This window comes from Catellatospora sp. NPDC049133 (assembly GCF_040648455.1).
GTDB lineage: Bacteria > Actinomycetota > Actinomycetes > Mycobacteriales > Micromonosporaceae > Catellatospora > Catellatospora aurea.
The window spans coordinates 184,962-205,505 of sequence record NZ_JBEZDT010000012.1 but is presented as its reverse complement, the minus strand read 5'-3'; the positions used below and the strand labels follow the sequence as shown (position 1 = coordinate 205,505).

The following is a 20,544-nucleotide window of genomic DNA, read 5'->3' as shown; positions in this document are numbered from 1 at the left end:
CGATGTCACGCTCCTTCACGGGTGCGACCGGCGGCCGATCGCGGGGGTTACCCGTCACGTCTGGGCTGGGCGGTGCGGATGAAGTCGGCGAGGCGAGGGCCGTGTTCGACGCGGGCCCGGGTGGGGTCGGCGGCTATGCGGCGGGTGAGTTTGCGGATGCCTTCGGGGTCGTCGCCGGCGACCACGAGCAGGTTGCCGGTGCCTCTGCCGCGCAGCAGGGCGGCGTCGGCGACGACGGCCACCTGGGTGAAGACCTCGCGGAGGGTGGCGGCCTGGCGGCGGGCGGTGGTCAGGGGGGCCACGTCCATGATGTTGGCGAGGTACCAGCCGCCGGGGCGGAGCACACGTCGTGCGGCCTGGGCGAACTCCACGGTGCTGACGTGCGGGGGGACCTTGTTGCCGGTGAAGATGTCGGCGACGATCACGTCCGCCGAAGCGGGTTCGGCCTGCTCCAGTGCGGCGCGGGCATCGGCGATGATCAGCTCGATGTCAGGGTCGTCCAGGGGGAGCCGCGTAGTGACCAGCTCGGCGAGGGCCCGGTCGAGTTCCACGACGCGCTGGCGGCTGCCGGAACGCAGCACGGACAGGCAGCGGGGCAGGGTCAGCGCGCCGCCGCCGAGGTGCAGCACGTCGAGGGCGCCGGACGGGGACACCGCGTCGATGACGTCGGCGAAGCGGCGGATGTAGTCGAACGCGATCAGCGTCGGGTCGTTGAGGTCGACGTGCGACTGCGCGGTGCCGTTGAGCTTCAGCAGCCAGGCGTCGGGCAGGTCCGGGTCGGGGATCAGCTCGGCGGTGCCGGTGTCCACCCGGACGATCAGCGCCCGGTCAGACCCGCGGATCATCGGTGAGGTCCTCGCCCCGGTCGAGCGCGTCCCACAGGTCGCGGGTGTCCTCGGCGCGCGGCGCGGCCGGGGCCGTCCGCCGGGCATGGCTGCCGGAGCGCCGCCAGTACCAGACCGCGACCACGCCCGCGGCGAGCGCGAGCAGCGCGGGACGCACCCACGACACCGTGCCGCCGGGCACGAACCACAGCACCGCCAGGGCCGCGAGCACCCCGATCACGATCCATCGGGTACGCCGGGAGCGGGCGCGCCGCCCCTCGTCCGCCGCCACCGGTTCCGCCCCGCGGTCACTCACGACAGCCGCGGCGTGCGGGTCGGCGGTCATCGGGCGGCCCGCAGGGTCTGCGCGGTGGCGATCGCGGCCAGTACCGCCATCGCCTTGTTCTGCGTCTCCAGCTCCTCGGCAGCCGGATCGGAGTCGGCCACCACCCCGGCCCCGGCCTGCACGTACGCGACGCCGTCGCGCAGCAGCGCGGTGCGGATCGCGATCGCCATGTCCAGGTCGCCGCCGAAGCCGAAGTAGCCGACCGTGCCGCCGTACAGGCCGCGCCGGGTCGGCTCCAGCTCCTCGATGATCTCCATGGCGCGCACCTTCGGCGCGCCGGACAGCGTGCCCGCCGGGAACGTGGCGGCCAGCGCGTCCAGCGGCGAGACGCCCTCGCGCAGCTCGCCGACCACGGTCGAGACGATGTGCATGACGTGGCTGTAGCGCTCGACGGTGGCGAACTCCGGCACCTCGACGGTGCCCGCGCGCGACACCCGGCCCAGGTCGTTGCGGCCCAGGTCGACGAGCATGACGTGCTCGGAGCGCTCCTTCGGGTCCGCGATCAGCTCCGCGGCCAGCGCCGCGTCGGCCTCCGGGGTATCGCCCCGCGGCCGGGTGCCCGCGATCGGGTGCAGCAGCGCGCGGCGTACGCCGTCGTCGCCCTTGGCGATCTTCACGTGCGCCTCGGGGGACGATCCGACGATGTCGAAGTCGTCGAAGCGCAGCAGGTACATGTACGGGCTGGGGTTGGTGGCCCGCAGCACCCGGTAGACGTCGAGCGGGTCGGCCTCGGTGCGCGTCTCGAAGCGCTGCGAGACCACGATCTGGAAGCAGTCGCCGGCCCGGATCGCCTCCTTGGCCACCTCCACCGCCTTGCCGAACTCGCCGGACGGGGTGCGCGACACCAGCTCCGCGGGCCGCACCGCGGTCACCGTGGAGATCATCGGCGGGGTGGGCCGGGACAGCGCCGTCGTCATCGCGTCGAGCCGGCCGATCGCGTGGTGGTACGCCGCCGTGACCTGCTCGTCGTCGGCGTGCTCGGGCAGCACCGCGTTGGCGACCACGATCGCCTGGCCCAGGAAGTGGTCCAGCACCACCAGGTCGGTGGCCAGGAACAGGCCCAGCTCCGGCACGTGCAGGTCGTCGTCGGCCAGCCGCGGCAGCCGCTCGAACCGGCGCACCAGGTCGTACGACAGGAAGCCGACCAGTCCCCCGGTCAGCGGCGGCAGCCCCTCGTCGTCGGTCTCGGAACCGGTCAGCGCGGCGACGGTGGCCCGGAGCACGCTCACCGGGTCGCCCTTGACCGGCACGCCGTCCGGCGGGCTGCCCAGCCAGTGCGCCTGCCCGCCGCGCTCGGTCAGCGTCGCCAGGCTGCGCACCCCGATGAAGGAGTAGCGCGACCACGCCGTGCCCGCCGCGCCCGCGCCCTGCTCGGCGGACTCCAGCAGGAAGGTCCCCGGCCCGCCGGCCACCTTGCGGTACACGCCGACCGGCGTCTCCGCGTCGGCCAGCAGCCGGCGCGTCACCGGCACCACCCGGCGACGGGCCGCCCGTGCCCGGAACCCGGCCAGGTCGGGGCTGACCGTCCCACTGCTCGCCGCGCTCATGCTCGTGCCCCGCTCCGCTCGGCTTCGGCCTCGACCGGAAGCTCGTCGGTGAAGCAGGTTCGGGTGCCGGTGTGGCACGCCGGGCCCACCTGATCCACGCTGACCAGCAGCGCGTCACCGTCGCAGTCCAGCGCCACGGACTTCACGAACTGGTGGTGGCCGGAGGTCGCGCCCTTCACCCAGTACTCCCCGCGGCTGCGCGACCAGTAGGTGGCCCGGCCGGTGGACAGCGTGCGCCGCAGCGCCTCGTCGTCCATCCAGGCCAGCATCAGCACCTCCCCGGTGTCGTGCTGGCGCACGACGGCCGCGACGAGCCCGTCGCGATCACGCTTCAGACGGTTGGCGATCCGCGGATCCAACTGCTCGGTCCCTGACACAAGCGAATTCTCCCTCACCGCCTGCCGCGCCGCCGCGCCGGTGCGGCCGACGTCTCACCACCGCCCGCTTCCGCCATGATCGTCCGACTTGCCAGGCATTCGTGCGTATCTTGATCCGGCTTACCCACGACTGCCAGGCACGTCGAGTGATCGAGTGGTCCCGGTCACAGTTTTGGACGCTGGGATGAAGCGAGAACGGGCAGCCCGGCGGTACCTTGTCGGGCATCTGCGCGCAGCGCCCGCGGGCGCTCTCCCCCACCGCGAGAGCCGAGGAATCGCATGACCAACCCCCACTTCGCGCCGCTCCCGGCGCACATCCCCACCTTCATCCCACCGGCGCAGCAGCCTGCGCCCGCGGCCGATGCCGCCGACGAACTCGAGCCCACCCTGCAGCTGAGCCCGCACCAGCGGGCCGCGCTGCTGGCCCAGACCAGCGAGCTGCCCACCCTCGCCCCGAAGGCCGACGAGACGGCGGACGGCCCCGAGGACCCGGAAGCGGAAGCCGACGACGAGAGCCCGCAGGCGGCAGCCGACGCGAGCGACGAGCAGTCCGACGAGGACGACGCTCCGCAGGCGGCAGCCGACGAGCACGACACCCCTGACGGGACGGCCGACGCCGACGAGTCTCCCGAAGCCGAGGCGGACACCGCCGAAGCGGAGCCCACCGACGCCGAGGCGGAGACGGACGGCGACGACCAGCCCGAGGCCCAGGCCGAGGGCGACGAGCCCGAGGCGCAGGCCGACGACGAGAGCGACGATGGGCTCGAAGCACACGCGGACGACGAGGAGGCCGCCGAAACGGCGACCGACGTCGACGCCGAAGCAGAGGACACCGCCGAGGTGACCGCCGCCGACGAGACGGCTGACGCGCGGGCCGACGCCGACGAGTCCCCGGAGGGCGAGGACGAGGCCGCGATCGACGCGCGGGCCGACGGCGAGGAGTCCGCCGAGACTGACCTGGCCGAGTCCGCCGGGGCTGACGCCGAGGACGACGAGGACGCGGTCGAGGCGGTCGACGCGCAAGCCGACGAGACGGCCGAGGCCGGGGACAACGCGGACGACGACGAGGAGCCGGAAGCGGAAGCCGACGCGCAGGTGGACGCGGAGGCCGACGCGGACGCGGAGGCTGAGGACGTCGCGGAGGTGGACGCGGAGGCCGAAGCGGACGACGAAGCCGAAGCCGACCTGGTGGCCGAGGCAACCGAAGCCGACGAGGACGCGACCCCGGAGGCGGAGACCGACGTGGAGGCGGACGCCGAAGCCGTGGTCGAGGAGTCCGACGACGTGGCGGAGGTCGTCGAGGCGCAGGCCGAGGACGACGGACCGGACGCCGAGGGCGACCAGGACGCCGAGGTCGAGGTGGCGGTCGGCGACGAGTCCGCCGAGGACGACGACATCGTCGACGCCGTGATGGAGCCGGTCGAAGTTCCGGCCGAGGAGGTGGCGGAGCCGACCGTCGAGGAGGCGTCCGCCGAGGTCGCCGACGAGGCGGAGGTGGCGCCGGTCGGGGGGATCGACGCCGCGGCCGAGGACGCCGACGACGAGGACGAGGACGAGGACGACGAGGAGTCGGACGTGGCCCAGGTGGCGCCGACCGCGACCGCGTTGCGGCCGGGGGACGTGACGGAGACGCCGATCGCGGTGTGGGAGGCGGAGCAGGCGCAGCGCTTCCGCGACGCGTGGCGCGAGGTGCAGACCCGGTTCGTGGACGAGCCCGAGTCGGCGCTGAACGACGCGCAGGCGCTGGTCAGCGAGGCGGTGTCGGCGCTGGCCGCGCAACTGCTGGCCGAGCAGGGCGACCTGGACCCGCGCCAGGGCGCGGCCGCGGACACCGAGGCGATGCGCATCGCCATGCGCGGTTACAAGAACTTCCTCGACCGCGTGCTCGCACTCTGAGCCGGAACCCGGAGGGCCGTCTCGGCGGCCCTCCGGGATCGCGGTCCATATAGGCGCATTGCCAGGCGCACAGAATTCACCTACCGTTGAGTTCAACAAGCGTTGAATTCCTACGGAGGACCCCATGACATCCGCGATCGAGGTCGCCGACCTCGTCGTACACCGGGGAGCCAGGCCCGTGCTGCACGGCCTGAGCTGCACGATCCCGGAAGGCAGCGTGACCGGCCTGCTCGGGCCGTCCGGCAGCGGCAAGACCACGCTGATGCGCGCGATCGTGGGCGTCCAGGTGGTCCGCTCGGGCACGGTCACCGTGCTGGGCCGGCCGGCGGGCGACGCGAGACTGCGCAAGGAGATCGGCTACCTGACGCAGGCCCCCAGCGTGTACGCCGACCTGACGGTGCGCGAGAACGCCCGCTACTTCGCCGCGCTCTACGGGCTCGGCCAGGCCGAGGCCGACGCCGCGGTGCGGGACGTGGGCCTGGCCGAGGCCGCGTCGCAACTGGTCGGGAACCTGTCCGGCGGGCAGCGCAGCCGGGCCTCGCTGGCCTGCGCCATCGTCAGCAAGCCGAAGGTGCTGATCCTCGACGAGCCGACCGTCGGGCAGGACCCGGTGCTGCGCGACGAGCTGTGGGCGCAGTTCCGCGAGCTCGCCGAGCGCGGCTCGACCCTGGTGGTGTCCAGCCACGTGATGGACGAGGCCAACCGCTGCGACCGGCTGCTGCTCATCCGCGAGGGTCTGCTGATCGCCGACGACACCCCCGCCGCGGTCAAGGCGTCCGCCGGCACGGACGACCTGGACCAGGCCTTCCTCACCCTGATCCGGCGTCAGGGCGGCGTGCCCGCCCCGCGCGCCACCGGCGAAGCGAGCGAGGTCCCGTCATGATCCTGCTGCACACCACCGGGCGCATCCTGCGCCAGCTGCGCCACGACCGCCGTACCGTGGCGATGCTGGTGGCCGTGCCCACGCTGCTGCTGACGCTGCTCTACTTCATGTACGACAGCCAGGCGGGCGTGTTCGACCACATCGCACTGATCATGCTGGGCGTCTTCCCGTTCATCATCATGTTCCTGATCACCAGCATCGCCATGCTGCGCGAGCGCACCACCGGCACGCTGGAGCGGATGCTGACCACCCCGCTGCGCAAGACCGACCTGCTCTTCGGCTACGGCCTCGCCTTCGGGGTGGCCGCGGCGGTGCAGGCGGGCTTCGCCACGGCGCTGGCCTACCTGCTGCTCGACCTGGACACCCAGGGCGCGGCCGGGTACGTCGTCATGATCGCGGTGGCGAACGCGGTGCTGGGCATGGCGCTCGGACTGCTGGCCAGCGCGTTCGCCAAGACGGAGTTCCAGGCGGTGCAGTTCATGCCGGTGCTGGCGGTGCCGCAGCTGCTGCTGTGCGGGCTGTTCGTGCCGCGCGAGCTGATGGCGGGCTGGCTGCAGGCGATCAGCGACGTGCTGCCGCTGACGTACGCCGTCGAGGCGCTGCAGGAGGTCGGCGCGCACGCCGAGCCGACCGGCACGATGTGGCGCGACTTCGGCATCGTCGCCGGCGCGGTGGTGGTGGCGCTGGTCGCCGCGGCGGGCACGCTGCGCCGCCGCACCCCCTGACACCACACGCCCGGCCCGTCCGGGAGAATCGTCACCGACGAGCACGGACGTCCCCGGCAGGCCGCCTTCGGCAAGCCGGGGACGCGCCGCGTACCGAGGAAGGGCGAGATGAAGCGCAGCCGCACCGGGCGCCGGCCGGGCAACCCCGACACCCGCGAGGCCATCCTGGCCGCGGCGCGCGAGCTTTTCGCGGAGAAGGGCTTCGACGCCGCGACGATGCGCGCCATCGCCGCCGCGGCCGAGGTCGACCCGGCCCTGGTGCACCACTACTTCGGCACCAAGGAGCAGCTCTTCGTCGCCACGATGCAGTTCCCGATGGACCCGCGGGAGCTGATCGAGCAGGTCGTGGCGGGGGGCAAGGACGAGGCGGGGGTACGCCTTGCGCGCGTCTTCGTGACGATCTGGGACTCGCCGGTCGGGGCGATCGGGGCGTCGCTGGTCCGCTCCGCGATGAGCAACGAGTGGACCATGCGCCTGCTGCGCGAGTTCCTGATCACGCAGATCCTGCGCCGGGTGCAGACCGAGTTGAAGCTCGACGCGGCGGACGCCCCGCTGCGCGCCTCACTGGTCGCCAGCCAGATCAGCGGGCTGGCCCTGATGCGGTACATCATGAAGCTCGAACCGCTGGCCTCGCTGTCGGCCGACCAGGTGGTCGCCGCCGTCGCGCCGAACCTGCAGCGCTACATCACCGGCGACCTCGGCCAGGGCGAAGCGATCCTGCCGTAGTGCCGGTCGGGGCACCCTGGCCGGGTCACTGGCCGGCCGGGGTCACCGGCCGGGGGTGCGCCCAGACTGGTCAGGCCACCGACGCCGCGGGCTCGGCCGCCGCGTAGTCCTCGACGTCGATCTCGGTCAGGTGCCCGGTCGGGCATTCCAGCCGCACCTCGGCGACGTCCATCCGGTACAGCCGGAAGCCGCGGTCCACGTCGAGCAGGTCGCTGACCGGGTTCACCGCGGCGAACTCCAGGGCCGCGGCACGGGCCTCGACGCCCTCCAGTGCGGTGGCCCAGCCCGACACCCAGACCCGCGCCCCGCGGGACTCCCCCACCGCGAGCACGACGGCGGTGTCGTCGCCCTCCCCGTCGCGGGGCCGAAGCGCGCTGTCGAGCCGGCCGCCCTCGCGGCACAGCAGCATCGGGCGTCCTTCGTGGTCGGTGGCGTGGCGCACCCGGTACGGGCTGGCGTGGAACGGCACCTGGGCCACGCCGGGCAGGCGGCCGGCGGTCAGGGTGCGGGCGATCTCGGCGGGGTGCGGCACGGCGGTCCTCCAACATCGGTTAGGCTTACCTTCGTTAGGCGAGCCTAACCTATGACATCCGGACGTTGGAGGCACCCTCGTGAACCAAGCGCGGCCCAAGGCGAAGCTGTCCCGGGCACTCGGCATTCCGCTGACCCGCAAGTGCGTGAAGTACTTCGAGCGCCGGCCGTTCCCGCCGGGCGTGCACGGGCGGGCCCGCAAGAAGCCCTCCGACTACCAGGTCCGGCTGCTGGAGAAGCAGCGCCTGCGCCACCAGTACTTCATCAGCGAGACCCAGCTGCGCAACCAGTTCGACAAGGCCGCCCGCAGCTCCGGCAAGACCGGCGAGACCCTGCTCGTCGCCCTGGAGTGCCGCCTCGACGCCCTGGTCCTGCGTGCCGGCTTCGCCCGCACCATCTACCAGGCACGCCAGGCAGTCGGCCACGGCCACATCGCCGTAGACGGCCACAAGGTCGACCGCCCCTCGTACCGCGTCAAGCCCTGGCAGACCATCACCGTCCGCGAGCGCAGCCGCACCAAGCCCCCGTTCCAGATCGCCGCCGCCGGCGCCCACCTCGACGGTCCCACGGCCCCCTACCTAGAGGTGAGCCTGAGCGACCTGCACGCCACCCTCACCCGCGAACCGCTGCGCACCGAGATCCCCGTCATCTGCGACGAGCAACTGGTCGTCGAGTTCTACTCCCGCTGACCCCCGCCCCAGACCGCGACGATCTTGCTTGAACTGTGGGTATGACACGCCCGTAAGGGGCATATCCCAACAGTTCACGCAAGATCGTCGCGGTCTGGGGTCAGCGGGTCTGTTCGAGCCAGGAGGCGTAGAGCTTGGCGTAGACGGAGTCCTCGGCGGTGACGAGGGTGTCGTGGTGGCCGCGCTGGATCACTACGCCCTTGTCGACGACGATGACCTCGTCGGCGGACTGGGCGGTCGACAGGCGGTGGGCGATGGCGACCGTGGTGCGGCCTCGGGTGACCGCGTCGAGGGTGCGTTGGAGGCGGACCTCGGTGGCGGGGTCGACGGCGCTGGTGGCCTCGTCGAGGACGAGCAGATCGGGGTCGGCCACGTAGGCGCGGGCCAGGGCGACGAGCTGGCGCTCGCCGACGCTGAGGGCCTCGCCGCGTTCGCCGACGGGGGTGTCCAGGCCGTGGGCCAGGCCCTGGACCCAGTCGAGCAGGCCCAGGTCGGTGAAGGCCTGCTCCAGCTGAGCCTGGGTGAGGTCGGGGCGGGCGAAGCGCACGTTCTCGGCGACCGTCGCGTCGAACAGGAAGCCGTCCTGGGGGACCATCACCACGCGGCTGCGCAGCGAGCCGAACCGCACGTCGGTCAGCGGGGTGCCGGACAGCAGCACCCGGCCTTCGCTCGGGTCCATCAGGCGGGTGAGCAGCTTCGCGAACGTGGTCTTGCCGCTGCCGGTCTCGCCGACCACGGCGACCCGGGTCTTCGCGACGATGTCGAGGTGCACCTCGTGCAGCACCCGCGGGCCGGGCTCGCCGTCGATCGGGTAGCTGAAGCTGACCCGCTCGAAGCTGACGTCCAGCGGGCCGTCCGGCAGGTCCACGCCCTGCTCGGCGGGGTCGGCGACGTCCGGCTTGAGGTCCATGACGTCGAGCAGCCGCCGCCAGCCCGCGACCGCGTTCTGCGCCTCGTTGAGCACCTCGGTGGCGATCTGGACCGGCTGGATGAACAGCGTCACCAGGAACAGGAACGCGGTCATCTCGCCGAGCGTGATCTGGCCCGCGACGCCGAGCCGGACGCCGACCAGCACCACCGACGCCAGCGCCAGCGCGGCCGCGATCTCGCCGGTGGAGAAGCTGGTGACGCTGATGCGCAGGGCTCGGCGCTGCGCGTGCTGGTAGTCGTCGATGGTCTCGGACAGCTTCGCGCCGCTGCGCGCCGAGACGCCGTACGCCCGGATCACCGACGCGCCGACGACGGACTCGGAGATGGCCCCGAGCATCACGCCGATCCGCTTGCGGTTCTCGGCGTACGCGCCGGACAGCCGCTTCTGGAACGCCCGGATGACGATCACCGCGGGCAGGAACGCGGCCAGCACCACCAGGGTGAGCTGCCACGAGTAGAACGCCATCACGATCGTGGTGACCACCAGCTGGCCGCCGTTGACCATGAGGATCACGCCGCCCCACTGGATGAACTGCGTGATCGAGTCGACGTCGCTGGTCACCCGGGACACCATGGTGCCGCGGCGCTCGGACTGCTGGTGCAGCATGGACAGGTCGTGGATGTGCCGGAACGTGCGCACCCGGATGTTGGCCAGCGCGGTCTCGCTGACCGTGAACAGCCGCCGCATCATGAAGTAACCGCAGGCCGTGGTGATCACCAGGATCAGCGCGGTGACGGCTACGACGGCCGCGATCACACCCATGTCGAGGTGGCCGGTCTCGACGCCCAGCCCGCGGTCGATGCCCTGCTGCACCGCGACCGGCACCGCCGCCCGGCCGATCATCGCCACCAGCGCCAGCCCCAGCGTGCCGGCCAGCCCCGCCTTGAGCTCTGGCGACAGCGACACGCCACGCCGGAAGGTCGCCCAGGCCGACTCGGACCTGCCGTTCTCGGTGACAGCTGACGCGCTCACGCCTTCTCCTCGCTTCGCTCGTCGGCAGCGTGAGGACCCTGCGACATGGTTCGCTCGCTCCGCTCGCTCACGCCTTCTCCTCGCTTCGCTCGTCGGCAGCGTGGAAAGCCTGCGACATGGTTCGCTCGCTGCGCTCGCTCACGCGGCGACCCCCTCTTGCTCCGCGGCCGCGGACACGTCGGCGTCGTCGTAGACGCGCTCGCGCTCGCGCTCCTCCTCGGCCTTCTCGTACGCGGTGACCAGGTCGGTGTATCCGCTCACCGTGGCCAGCAGCTGTTCGTGCGTGCCGGTCGCGACCACGCGGCCGGACTCGATGTAGACGACCTCGTCGGCGAGCGCGATGGTCGCCCGGCGGTACGCGACGACCAGGATCGTGGCGGTGTGCGCGGACTCGCGCAGCGAGGCGAGGATGCGCGCCTCCACTCGCGGGTCGACGGCGCTGGTCGCGTCGTCGAGCACGAGCAGCCGCGGCTGCCCGGCCAGCGCCCGGGCCAGCGTGAGCCGCTGGCGCTGCCCGCCTGACAACGACGTGCCGCGCTCACCGAGCTGGGTGTCCAGGTGCTCGGGCAACCGCGCGACGAACGTGTCGGCCTGCGCCGTGGCCAGTGCCTGCGCCACCCGGTCGTCGTCGACGCCGGGCCGGTCCAGCGCGACGTTGCCGCGCACCGTGTCGTCGAAGACGAACGCGATCTGCGGCACCAGCGCGACGGTCCCGGCCAGCGACGCCGAGGTCAGTCCGCGCACGTCGGCCCCGTCGAGGGCGATCTGCCCCTGGTCGGGGTCGAGCAGGCGGGCGGCCAGCGTCGCGATCGTCGACTTGCCGGAGCCGGTCGGGCCGACCAGCGCGACGGTGCGCCCGGCGGGCAGGGTGAAGGTCACGTCGTGCAGCACCGGCTGCGCCGGCTCGTACGCGAAGTCCACGTTGCGGAAGCTCAGTTCGGCCGCGCCGGTCCCGGGCAGGCTCTGCGTGCCGTACGGCATCTGCCCGGTCGACTGCAGCACGTGCTCGACCCGGTCCCAGCCCGCGACCGAGCGGGGCAGGTCGCCGAGCACCCAGCCGATGGCCCGCACCGGGAACGCCAGCACGGTGAACAGGAAGGTCACCTGCACCAGCTGCTCCAGCTCGATCGCGCCCTGGTCCAGCCGCCACGCGCCGACCAGCAGCGCCAGCAGCGTGCCGAGGAACGGCAGCGACTCCATCAGCGGATCGAACAGACCGCGCAGCCGGCCGACGCTGATCAGCGCGTCGCGCAGCTCCCCGGCCCGCTGGGCGAAGCGGCGGGTCTCCAGGTCTTCGCGGCCCATGGTCTTGACCACGAGCGCGCCGTCGAAGCTCTCGTGCGCGATCGCGGCGACCTCGGCCCGCATGTGCTGCGCGTGGGCCTGGCGCGGAGCCATCCGGCGGGAGAAGACGACGTTCATCACGAACAGCACCGGGAAGACGACCAGCCCGACCAGGGCCAGCGCCCAGTCCACGGCGAACAGCACGACAACTGCGGTGACCAGCATGAACACGGTGCCGACCGCGAACGGCAGCGGGGCGACCGGGAACCAGGCGGCCTCGACGTCGGAGTTGGCGTTGGACAGCAGCGTGCCGGTGGCGTGGCGCTGGTGCCAGGAGACCGGCAGCCGCAGGTAGCGGCCGGTCACCGCGTGGCGGTACCTGGCCTGCAGGGCGAACTGCATGAAGCCCGCGCCGAGCCGGCGGCCGAAGATGGCCACCACCCGGCCCAGGCCCATCGCGATCAGCACCGACGGGCCGAGCACCAGCACGTCGGCGGCGACCTCGCCGCCGGTGGTGGCGGGCACCACGAGGTCCTCGACCAGCCAGCCGATCACCTTGGCCTGCCCGATGACCAGCGCGCCGAACAGGCAGCTGCCCACGACGGCGATGAGGAACAGGCGAGGCTCGTCCCGAATCCCGCGCCACATCACCCGTGCACCGCGGGCGAGCACGTCGCGCCCCGTGATCCCCGGTTTGGCCGGCTCGTCGCCGGCGGTCTGCCCTGCCACTCGTTTGTCCCCGTCGTCAGGTCGGTAAGTAATAGCTTGGCTTCCTATCCTTACCGAAGCCGCTCGCGCAGGCGAACGGGTATGGCCTGTGCCGGGCGTCACACCGCCTCCAGGGTACGTAGGATCGCCGACATGACCCGGTACGCCTTCGCTGAAAGGCTAGCTCTGGCCGACCTGATGGCGGAGGTCGGACCAGACGCCCCCACCCTCTGCGGGGACTGGACCGTGCGCGCTCTGCTCGCGCACCTGCTGCTGCGGGAACGGCGTTTCGACGCGGCCCCCGGCATCCTGATCAAGCGGTTGGCCGACCGCACCGCGGCGGTGCAGCAGCGGATCGCCGCGCGCAACTTCGACACCCTGCTGGCCGAGCTGCGGCGCCCGCCGCGGTGGAGCCCCGCCGGGTTCGGGCCGCTCGACGAGCTGATCAACCTGACCGAGATGTTCGTGCACCACGAGGACGTGCGGCGGGCGGCCGCCGACTGGACACCCCGCAAGTTGGAGCCGGGACTGTCCGAGGCGCTGTGGGGGCAGGTGCGGCGGCGCGCGCCGCTGCTGCTGCGCCGCTACCCGGTGCAGGTGCGGGTGATCTCCCCCGGCCATGGCACGGTGACCACCGGGCGGGCCGGCACCCAGCCGCTCAACCTCACCGGCACGCCGAGCGAGCTGCTGATGTTCCTGACCGGCCGGCAGGGCCACGCGCGGGCCAGCCTGGACGGCCCGCCCGAGTTGACGAGCCGGTTACGCGGGGCGCGGCTGGGTATCTGACCCGGCCCCGTGACCCGCAGAAAGATCTTCCCGAGGGGTTCCCCAAGCCCCTGCGCAGCATTACCCTTCGGTAACACCAAGTTAACGTGTCCCCCGTCACTACTGCCTACCAGAGGCGGCCCCGACTCATGACCATTGACGTGCCCTACCGGTCTATTCCGGACATGTTCCTGCAGCGAGTGGCGGCGTCCCCCGACGCCCGCGCCTTCGGCGGCCCGGACGCGGACAACGCGCCGGTCTGGTACACCTGGGCCCAGATCGCGGAGCGCGCCAAGGCGATCGCCGCGGGTCTGACCACGCTCGGCGTCGGCAAGGAGGACCGCGTCGCGATCCTCGCCAACACCCGGCTCGACTGGATCGTCGCCGACCTGGGCGTGATGTGCTCCAGCGCCGCGACGACGACGGTCTACCCGACCACCGAGCCGGAGGAGGCCTGCTTCATCGTCGCCGACTCCGGGTCCAAGGTGCTGATCGCGGAGAACCCGGCCCAGGCGGCCAAGATGAGCCGGGACGCGGTGCCCTCGCTCACCCACATCGTGCTGATCGACGGCGCGGCCGACCCGGCCGCCGCCTTCCCCCAGCTGACCCTCGCCGACCTGGAGCGCCGCGGCGCCGAGGCGCTTGCCGCCAACCCGTCGCTGGTCGACGACCTGGTCGCCGGCATCGGCCCGGACGACCTGGCCACCCTCATCTACACCTCGGGCACCACCGGCCGCCCCAAGGGCGTCGAGCTGCTGCACCGCGGCTGGACCTGGGAGGGCGTGGCGCAGTCCGACGTCGGTGTGCTGCTGCCCACCGACGTGCAGTTCCTGTGGCTGCCGCTGTCGCACTCGTTCGGCAAGACGCTGATCTGCGGCATCATCCACGTCGGTGTGCCGACGTACGTGGACGGCCGGGTCGACAAGATCGTCGACAACCTGGGCCTGGTCAAGCCGACGCTGATGTGCGGCGCGCCGCGCATCTTCGAGAAGGTCTACAACCGGGTCGTCAGCCAGGCCACCGAGGCCGGCGGGCTCAAGGCGAAGATCTTCGGCTGGGCGGTGCGGGTCGGCCGCGAGCGGGTCGCCCTGGAGCAGGCCGGCAAGCCGGTCCCCAGCGGCCTGCTGCGCAAGTACGGCATCGCGCACAAGCTGGTCTTCAGCAAGCTGCACGCCCGGCTCGGCGGCAACATCCGCTACATGGTGTCCGGCTCGGCCGCGCTGTCGGTGCCGATCGCGGAGTTCTTCGCCGCCGCGGGCCTGCCCATCAGCGAGGGCTACGGCCTCACCGAGAACTGCGCGGGCGCGTTCGTCAACCGGCCCGGCGCGCTGAAGATCGGCACGGTCGGCCAGCCGCTCGGCGACCTGGAGTGCCGGATCGACGAGGACGGGGAGATCCTGCTGCGCGGCGCGCCGATCATGCGCGGGTACCACAACCTGCCCGCGGAGACCGCGGCCGTGTTCACCGAGGACGGCTTCTTCCGCACCGGCGACATCGGCGAGCTGGACGCCGACGGCTTCCTGAAGATCACGGACCGCAAGAAGGACCTGGTCAAGACCTCAGGCGGCAAGTACATCGCGCCGAGCCACATCGAGGGCCTGTTCAAGGCGCTGTGCCCGTACACCTCGCAGGTGCTCGTGATCGGCAACTCGCGCAACTACTGCTCGATGCTGGTCAGTCTCGACCCCGAGGCGATCACCGGCTGGGCGGCGGGCACGCCGCTCGAAGGAAAGTCCTACGCGGAGATCGTGGGCTCGGACGAGGCGAAGGCCATGGTCGCGGGCCACATCGACGAGCTGAACGCGAAGCTCAACCGCTGGGAGACCATCAAGAAGTTCACCATTCTGCCGCGCGACCTGACCATCGAGCACGGGGAGATCACCCCCTCGATGAAGCTGAAGCGACGCACGGTGGAGACCAATTTCGCGTCGGATATCGAGAAGATGTACGAGGGTTCCCTCGTCGAAATCTGACCCGGCGAGGACATTCTTTCCCACGCAGTGAGGTACGTAGGGGCGGCCACAAGCCGCCCCTACGTTTTTGCGCGCTTCCGGGCCTGATGCCGACCCATGACCGCTCGACTTGCCGGGCAGGCGTGCGTATCTTGAGCGCGCTTTCGCCCAGGTGCCAGGCAAGTCGAACGATCAACGCGGCGTGGCGCGGCGCGGCGGCTCACGCGATGAGCGCAGGTTCGCTCCACTGCGGACGGCTGGTGCGGTCGAGGTCGTAGCGGGCCGCGGCGATGCGGCGTACGCCGTCGACCAGTTCCGGGACGGGTTGGGTGAAGGGCAGCCGGACGAAGCGCTCCAGGGTGCCGTCCACGCCGAACCGGGGGCCGGGCGCGAGGCGTACGCCCAGGGGCTCCACCGCGCGCGCCAGCGCGCTGGAAACCGGACCGTCCAGCTCGGCCCACAGGGTGACCCCGCCCGACGGCACGGTCACCCGCCAGCTGGGCAGATGCTCGCGCACCGCGGCGACCAGCGCGTCACGCTGCGCGGCCAGCTGCGCCCGGCGCTGCGGGATGACCTCGCCCGCGCGGGCCAGCAGGCGCACCGCCACGAGCTGGTCGAGCACCGGCCCGGCGGTGTCCACACCGACCCGCACCGCGGCCAGCCGCTGCACGATCGGCGCGGAGGCCCGGATCCAGCCGACACGCAGGCCGCCCCAGAACGGCTTGCTCATGCCGCCGATGGTGAGCACCCGGCCGTGCCGGTCGAACGAGGCCACCGCGGGCGGCATCGGCTGGCCGTCCAGCGGCAGGTCCACGAAGGACTCGTCGATGACCAGGTCGGTCCCGGTGCGCTGGGCGGTGGCGACGAGCTGCTCGCGCAGCGCGGCCGGCATGACGTGGCCGGTCGGGTTGTGGAATTCCGGGATCAGGTACGCCAGGCTGGGCCGGGTCTGGCGCAGCGCGCCGAGCAGCAGCTCGGCGTCCCAGCCGCCCTCGTCCAGGCCGTGCGTGCTGATCCGCGCCCGGCGGCCGGCGAACGCTGCCAGCGCGTTGGGGTAGGTCGGCGACTCGACCAGCACGGACGCGCCCACCGGCACCTGCAGCCGCAGGATCAGGTCGAGCGCGTGCAGCACCCCGTTCGTGATCATGATCTGCTCGGGACTGGTCGGCAGGCCGCGCTCGCTGTACTGCTCGGCCACGGCCTCCCGCAGCTCGGTGATGCCGCTCGGGTGGTAGCCGGCCCCGCCCAGGTAGCGCGGCAGCTCCTCGACCGCCTCCCGGGCCGCCGCCATGAGCGGCTCCGGCGCGCCCAGCGCGGCGCAGCTCAGGTCGATCAGGTCCAGCTCGTCGTCGGCCATCCACAGGCCGCTGCTCGCGACTCGGTGCCCGCTGGGCAGGGTGGTCCAGCTGCCCGCGCCGCGCCGGCTCGTCAGGTGGCCCGAGTCGCGCAGCTCGCGGTATGCCGCGCTGACGGTGGTGCGGGAGATCTCCAGGGCCTCGGCGAGCTCGCGCTCGGCGGGCAGGCGCACGCCCAGCGCGAGCCGGCCGTCGGCGAGCAGGCCGCGCACGGCCGAGGCCAGGGCCGCGTAGTCGGGGCTGCGCCGCCGGGCGGGCAGCGCGTGCCAGCGCCCGAGCAGCCGGGCCAGCTGCACTCCGCGCACAGAGACGGTCATCGCTACTCCCCCGCCGGTAAGGCCAGTCCCCCCGGATTGGCCCTTTCTGGCTTATCGATTGGCCTCCAGACTGGCAGACATGACAGGCGCACGCAAGCCACTGCACATGCCACTTCGAACGACCCAGCGCCGGGTCTCCACCGCCGCCCCGGCCACCCGCCGCCCCGCCCCCATGCCCCTGCGCGAGCGCCTCCCCCGCCGCCTGTTCCAGCTGCTCATCGGCCTGGTCGGGTACGGCGCGAGCATCAGCCTGATGCTGCGCGCGCACCTGGGCAACCAACCCTGGGACGTGCTCCACCAGGGCATCGCCCTGCGCACCGGGCTCAGCGTCGGCACCGTGCTGATCATCGTCGGCGCGGCCGTGCTGCTGTGCTGGATCCCACTGCGCCAGCGCCCTGGCATCGGCACCATCGCCAACATCGTCGTCATCGGCCTGGTCGTGGACGTGGCCAACCAGGTGCTGCCCGAGCCGTCGCACGTGCTCGCCCGCTGGGCCTTCATGATCGGCGGCATCGTGCTGTGCGGCTTCGCCAGTGGCCTCTACATCGGAGCCAATCTGGGTCCCGGGCCGCGCGACGGGCTGATGACCGGCCTGGCCGCCCGCACCTGGTCGCTGCGCGGCTGGCGCACCATGCTGGAGATCGGCGTGGTCGCCGCGGGCTTCGCGCTCGGCGGCAAGGCGGGACTCGGCACCGTCCTGTACGCGCTGGCCATCGGCCCGCTGGCGCAGTTCTTCCTGCCGATGCTCACCGTGCGCCCGCGCCCCGCGCCGCCCGCCGTCGCCGCGCCCACCCCGGCGAACGCCACCCCCGCCGCCGAACCGGCCGCCTGCTGACCCGCGTCCCGCACTCGCCTTGATCATCGGACTTGCCTGGCACCTGTGCGTATCTTGGGCCCGCTTTCGCACAGCTGCCAGGCAAGTCGAGCGGTCTTGGATGGGGCGCGCGGCGGGGCCAGCCAGGCGGTCGGACCGACTTGGCACGGCGTGACGGGCGCGTCACACAGCGTAAATGGGGCAAAGTACGTTTTATTGGTACGGACACCTGACCCTGCCTGCCGGAGGCAATTTCGTGTTCGTATCCATGAAGCGGCTGGCCATCGCGTCAGCCGTCATCCTGTCCGCCGTCGTCCAGGCCGGCCCCGCCGTCGCCGCCGCGCCGGACGTGACCGTCCTCTACACGGGGCTGAGCAACCCGCGGGGCCTCGCCTTCGACCGCGACGGCACCCTCTACATCACCGAGGCCGGACGGGGCGCCGACGGCGCCGCCAACCCGACCTGCCTACCTCGGCCGCAGGGCATCGGCTGCCTGGGCGCCACCGGCGCGCTGGCCCGCCTCGACCGCAACGGCACGCTGACCCGCGTGCTGACCGGCCTGCCCTCGCTGGCCGGCCCGGACGGCACCGAGGCCATCGGGCCCGACGACATCGCGTTCAACCGCCACGACCGCGCCCTGCTCACCGTGGGCCTGAGCGAGGCCCCCGCGAACCGCGACGGGCTGCCCGACCCGGGCCGCGAGATGGGCCGACTGCTGTCGGTGCGCCGGGACTGGTCCGGGGACTGGTACACCCAGCGCCTGACCACGCAGCGCATCGCCGACATCGCCGGCCACGAGGCCGCGAACAACCCCGACGGCGGCGAGCTGGACTCCAACGCCCAGTCGGTGGCGTTCGGGCCGGGCGGGGCCGCGGTCGTCGACGCCGGCGCCAACTCGCTGCTGTTCGTCACGCCGGCGGGCCAGGTGAGCACCCTCGCGGTGTTCCCCGAGCGCCAGATGCCCGCGCCGCCCAACTTCAACATGCCCGCGGGCACCATGCTGCCGATGCAGTCGGTGCCGATGGCCGTGGTCTACCGCGACGGCGCCTACTACGTCGCCGAACTGACCGGCCGCCCCTTCACCCAGGGCTCGGCCCGCATCTTCAAGGTCGTCCCCGGCAAGCAGCCCACCGTGTACGCCGAGGGCCTCACCACGGTCGTCGACATCGCCTTCGGCCCCGACGGCGCCCTGTATGCCCTGGAGTTCACTCACACGTCGATGTTCGGCCCGAGCCGCGGCGTCGGCGCGCTGATGCGCATCCCGGGCGAGGGCAAGGCCCCCGAAATGGTCCTCGACAAGGTGGACCACCCCGGCGGCATCGCCATCCGCGGCCGCAATGCCTTCATCACCACCTGCTCCGTCTGCGCCACCACCGGCAGCGTCATGAAACTTCGCCTGCCCGCCTGACCGGCGTGTCGGACCGGGGCCACGCCGCACACGGCGTGGCCCCGGTCCCTTTTTCATGGACGTTGGCCTATTACATCGACCAGGACGCGATCGAAGTCGACGTGATAGGCCAGCGCCTATGCGCGCTGGGGCGGGCGAGCCGGGTGCGCGGGCGTCGCGCGTCAGTGGCCGGCCGGGGCGGCGTCCGGGGTGACGTGGCGGGATTGGACCAGCCAGCCCTCAGGCTCGGCGGGGGCCGGGACGAGGACGTCCTCGCACAGGCAGTGACGGTGCAGCCGGGGCGTGCCGTCGGCGGTGACCGCGATGACCATGCCGTAGCACTTCACGTGGGCGGTGCCGTCGGCGGCGGGGGTCACCCAGACCATGCCGTGCCAGTGGCGATGGGTCTCCCCGGAGGCGGCCAGGCGCGCGTGGGTCTGCTCGACGGCGGCCGCGAGGGCGTCCCGGCCGCGGACCGGGGCGTCGAGCCCGGGGGCGGTGAAGGTGCCGTCGGGGGCGAAGGTGTCGGCCCACTCGCGGGCCCGGCCGGAATCGAGCAGGTGCATGTGGCGGGCGTAGAACTGCTGGACGGAGAGGTACAGCGCCGAGGTGTCGGTGATCTCGGGGAGGGCGGTCATGGCCATGGTGTGCTCCTTCGGGTGAGAGTGGTCAGAGGATGGCTACGGCGCGGGTCCAGCCGGCGCCGGCACCCTTGATCTTGATGGGCAGGCAGGACACGGTGAAGCCGTACGGCTGGGGCAGGGCGTCGAGGTTGGCCAGGCGCTCGATCTGGCAGAACTCGCGGTCGCGGCCCGTGAAGTGGGCGGGCCACAGCACGCTGCGGTCGCCGGTCTCGTTGAAGCGCTTGAGCATCGCGCCGAAGGGGGCGTCGAGGCTGAAGGCGTCGGTGCCGATGACGCGGATGCCCTTGTCCAGCAGGAAGTTCGTGGCACTGCCGTCCAGGCCGGTGAACTCGGTGAAGTAGCGCGGGGTGCCGGCCCAGGCCGACGCGCCCGTGTGCAGCAGGACGATGTCCAGCGGCTGGGGCTGGTAGCCGATGCGGGCCAGTTCCTTGTCCAGGAAGTCCGCGTCGACGGTCGGGCCGGTCGCCGAACGCAGGTCCAGGCAGACCGCGGGCCGGTGGAACCAGTCCAGCGGCATCTCGTCGATGTGCCGCGGCACGCCGTAGCTGGCCTTGCTGCCGTAGTGCGACGGCGCGTCGATGTGGGTGCCGGTGTGCGTGGTGAGCTTGAGCGTGTCGACCGACAGCAGCTCGCCGTCGGGCAGCACGGACGGATCGAAGTCGACGCCGAAGTGCAGCGCCATCTCCTCGGCCATGTGCACCGCGCCCTGCGCGGGCGTCATGACGTCGTGGATGACCGGCTCGGGTTCCCAGGCCGCGGCGTCCACGGCCGTGGACAGGTCGATGATGGGCATGATCAACTCCTCCTTGGAACAGACAGTTCGGGTGCGGCCAAGATCGTCGGACTTGCCTGGCAGGTGCGCGTATCTTGC

19 protein-coding genes are annotated in these 20,544 nt (G+C 72.2%); 9 read left to right on the top strand and 10 right to left on the bottom strand.

Features of this window, described 5'->3' with window-relative positions:
• Positions 1 to 47: 47 nt before the first annotated feature.
• From AB0B35_RS16450 to hisI, 4 genes are read right to left on the bottom strand one after another with little or no spacing between them, the layout of a single operon-like run.
• Positions 48 to 845, bottom strand: a complete 798-nt coding sequence (locus tag AB0B35_RS16450) for a fused MFS/spermidine synthase (RefSeq protein ID WP_361045817.1) — start codon at positions 843 to 845, stop codon at positions 48 to 50.
• Entirely contained in the window at positions 829 to 1,116 is a 288-nt protein-coding gene (locus AB0B35_RS16445; protein WP_360529427.1) for a hypothetical protein, read from the bottom strand. Before AB0B35_RS16445 ends, AB0B35_RS16450 begins: the two co-directional genes overlap by 17 nt.
• A gap of 50 nt (positions 1,117 to 1,166) precedes the next feature.
• Positions 1,167 to 2,717, bottom strand: coding sequence for an anthranilate synthase component I (locus AB0B35_RS16440; RefSeq protein WP_361045814.1), 1,551 nt, complete (start codon positions 2,715 to 2,717; stop codon positions 1,167 to 1,169).
• Positions 2,714 to 3,094 (bottom strand): phosphoribosyl-AMP cyclohydrolase, encoded by a 381-nt coding sequence (gene hisI / locus AB0B35_RS16435; RefSeq protein WP_361045812.1) that lies wholly within the window; start codon positions 3,092 to 3,094, stop codon positions 2,714 to 2,716. The genes AB0B35_RS16440 and hisI overlap by 4 nt, the downstream gene beginning before the upstream one ends.
• Before the next feature lie 279 nt (positions 3,095 to 3,373).
• Between hisI and AB0B35_RS16430 the strand changes: the two genes are divergently transcribed.
• From AB0B35_RS16430 to AB0B35_RS16415, 4 genes are all read left to right on the top strand, one after another.
• A complete protein-coding gene (locus AB0B35_RS16430; protein ID WP_361045809.1) occupies positions 3,374 to 4,990 on the top strand; it encodes a hypothetical protein in 1,617 nt (538 codons plus the stop codon).
• 124 nt (positions 4,991 to 5,114) lie between these two features.
• Positions 5,115 to 5,873 (top strand): ABC transporter ATP-binding protein, encoded by a 759-nt coding sequence (locus AB0B35_RS16425; protein ID WP_361045807.1) that lies wholly within the window; start codon positions 5,115 to 5,117, stop codon positions 5,871 to 5,873.
• Entirely contained in the window at positions 5,870 to 6,598 is a 729-nt protein-coding gene (locus AB0B35_RS16420) for an ABC transporter permease (RefSeq protein ID WP_361045805.1), read from the top strand. Before AB0B35_RS16425 ends, AB0B35_RS16420 begins: the two co-directional genes overlap by 4 nt.
• 108 nt (positions 6,599 to 6,706) lie before the next feature.
• Positions 6,707 to 7,324, top strand: a complete 618-nt coding sequence (locus tag AB0B35_RS16415) for a TetR family transcriptional regulator (protein WP_360529445.1) — start codon at positions 6,707 to 6,709, stop codon at positions 7,322 to 7,324.
• A gap of 70 nt (positions 7,325 to 7,394) precedes the next feature.
• Here the strand turns inward: AB0B35_RS16415 and AB0B35_RS16410 are convergent, their stop codons facing one another.
• Positions 7,395 to 7,856 (bottom strand): hypothetical protein, encoded by a 462-nt coding sequence (locus AB0B35_RS16410; RefSeq protein WP_361045803.1) that lies wholly within the window; start codon positions 7,854 to 7,856, stop codon positions 7,395 to 7,397.
• A gap of 79 nt (positions 7,857 to 7,935) precedes the next feature.
• On the opposite strand from AB0B35_RS16410, the gene rpsD reads away from it, so the two are divergent.
• Positions 7,936 to 8,544, top strand: a complete 609-nt coding sequence (gene rpsD, locus AB0B35_RS16405) for a 30S ribosomal protein S4 (protein ID WP_361045801.1) — start codon at positions 7,936 to 7,938, stop codon at positions 8,542 to 8,544.
• 100 nt (positions 8,545 to 8,644) lie between these two features.
• Here the strand turns inward: rpsD and AB0B35_RS16400 are convergent, their stop codons facing one another.
• Both AB0B35_RS16400 and AB0B35_RS16395 read right to left on the bottom strand, forming a co-directional pair.
• Positions 8,645 to 10,447, bottom strand: coding sequence for an ABC transporter ATP-binding protein (locus tag AB0B35_RS16400; protein ID WP_361045798.1), 1,803 nt, complete (start codon positions 10,445 to 10,447; stop codon positions 8,645 to 8,647).
• A gap of 138 nt (positions 10,448 to 10,585) precedes the next feature.
• Positions 10,586 to 12,379, bottom strand: coding sequence for an ABC transporter ATP-binding protein (locus AB0B35_RS16395; protein ID WP_361045878.1), 1,794 nt, complete (start codon positions 12,377 to 12,379; stop codon positions 10,586 to 10,588).
• A gap of 213 nt (positions 12,380 to 12,592) precedes the next feature.
• Here AB0B35_RS16395 and AB0B35_RS16390 point away from each other — a divergent pair, with 213 nt between their 5' ends.
• The gene (locus AB0B35_RS16390; RefSeq protein ID WP_361045796.1) at positions 12,593 to 13,225 is read left to right on the top strand and encodes a TIGR03085 family metal-binding protein; all 633 of its coding nucleotides are present in this window, start codon (positions 12,593 to 12,595) and stop codon (positions 13,223 to 13,225) included.
• A gap of 128 nt (positions 13,226 to 13,353) precedes the next feature.
• The gene (locus AB0B35_RS16385; RefSeq protein WP_361045794.1) at positions 13,354 to 15,177 is read left to right on the top strand and encodes a long-chain fatty acid--CoA ligase; all 1,824 of its coding nucleotides are present in this window, start codon (positions 13,354 to 13,356) and stop codon (positions 15,175 to 15,177) included.
• A 199-nt stretch (positions 15,178 to 15,376) separates the two neighbouring features.
• Here AB0B35_RS16385 and AB0B35_RS16380 read toward each other — a convergent pair whose 3' ends face one another.
• Positions 15,377 to 16,828, bottom strand: coding sequence for a PLP-dependent aminotransferase family protein (locus AB0B35_RS16380; protein ID WP_361045791.1), 1,452 nt, complete (start codon positions 16,826 to 16,828; stop codon positions 15,377 to 15,379).
• Positions 16,829 to 17,000: 172 nt separating this feature from the next.
• On the opposite strand from AB0B35_RS16380, the gene AB0B35_RS16375 reads away from it, so the two are divergent.
• Positions 17,001 to 17,663 (top strand): hypothetical protein, encoded by a 663-nt coding sequence (locus AB0B35_RS16375; protein WP_361045876.1) that lies wholly within the window; start codon positions 17,001 to 17,003, stop codon positions 17,661 to 17,663.
• A 235-nt stretch (positions 17,664 to 17,898) separates the two neighbouring features.
• Positions 17,899 to 19,050, top strand: coding sequence for a ScyD/ScyE family protein (locus AB0B35_RS16370; RefSeq protein ID WP_361045789.1), 1,152 nt, complete (start codon positions 17,899 to 17,901; stop codon positions 19,048 to 19,050).
• A gap of 161 nt (positions 19,051 to 19,211) precedes the next feature.
• Here the strand turns inward: AB0B35_RS16370 and AB0B35_RS16365 are convergent, their stop codons facing one another.
• Positions 19,212 to 19,673, bottom strand: coding sequence for a nuclear transport factor 2 family protein (locus AB0B35_RS16365; protein WP_361045787.1), 462 nt, complete (start codon positions 19,671 to 19,673; stop codon positions 19,212 to 19,214).
• A 25-nt stretch (positions 19,674 to 19,698) separates the two neighbouring features.
• On the bottom strand, positions 19,699 to 20,466 hold the full coding sequence (locus tag AB0B35_RS16360; protein WP_203688024.1) for a cyclase family protein: 768 nt from the start codon (positions 20,464 to 20,466) through the stop codon (positions 19,699 to 19,701).
• Positions 20,467 to 20,544 lie beyond the last annotated feature (78 nt).

Bases quoted from the DNA above. Each gene is read 5' to 3' on its own strand.
- AB0B35_RS16380 (WP_361045791.1), bottom strand. From the start codon at position 16,828: ATGACCGTCTCTGTGCGCGGAGTGCAGCTGGCCCGGCTGCTCGGGCGC.
- AB0B35_RS16375 (WP_361045876.1), top strand. From the start codon at position 17,001: ATGCCCCTGCGCGAGCGCCTCCCCCGCCGCCTGTTCCAGCTGCTCATC.
- AB0B35_RS16420 (WP_361045805.1), top strand. From the start codon at position 5,870: ATGATCCTGCTGCACACCACCGGGCGCATCCTGCGCCAGCTGCGCCAC.
- AB0B35_RS16390 (WP_361045796.1), top strand. From the start codon at position 12,593: ATGACCCGGTACGCCTTCGCTGAAAGGCTAGCTCTGGCCGACCTGATG.
- AB0B35_RS16450 (WP_361045817.1), bottom strand. From the start codon at position 845: ATGATCCGCGGGTCTGACCGGGCGCTGATCGTCCGGGTGGACACCGGC.
- AB0B35_RS16425 (WP_361045807.1), top strand. From the start codon at position 5,115: ATGACATCCGCGATCGAGGTCGCCGACCTCGTCGTACACCGGGGAGCC.
- AB0B35_RS16365 (WP_361045787.1), bottom strand. From the start codon at position 19,673: ATGGCCATGACCGCCCTCCCCGAGATCACCGACACCTCGGCGCTGTAC.
- AB0B35_RS16440 (WP_361045814.1), bottom strand. From the start codon at position 2,717: ATGAGCGCGGCGAGCAGTGGGACGGTCAGCCCCGACCTGGCCGGGTTC.
- AB0B35_RS16395 (WP_361045878.1), bottom strand. From the start codon at position 12,379: ATGTGGCGCGGGATTCGGGACGAGCCTCGCCTGTTCCTCATCGCCGTC.
- AB0B35_RS16360 (WP_203688024.1), bottom strand. From the start codon at position 20,466: ATGCCCATCATCGACCTGTCCACGGCCGTGGACGCCGCGGCCTGGGAA.
- AB0B35_RS16430 (WP_361045809.1), top strand. From the start codon at position 3,374: ATGACCAACCCCCACTTCGCGCCGCTCCCGGCGCACATCCCCACCTTC.
- AB0B35_RS16415 (WP_360529445.1), top strand. From the start codon at position 6,707: ATGAAGCGCAGCCGCACCGGGCGCCGGCCGGGCAACCCCGACACCCGC.
- AB0B35_RS16385 (WP_361045794.1), top strand. From the start codon at position 13,354: ATGACCATTGACGTGCCCTACCGGTCTATTCCGGACATGTTCCTGCAG.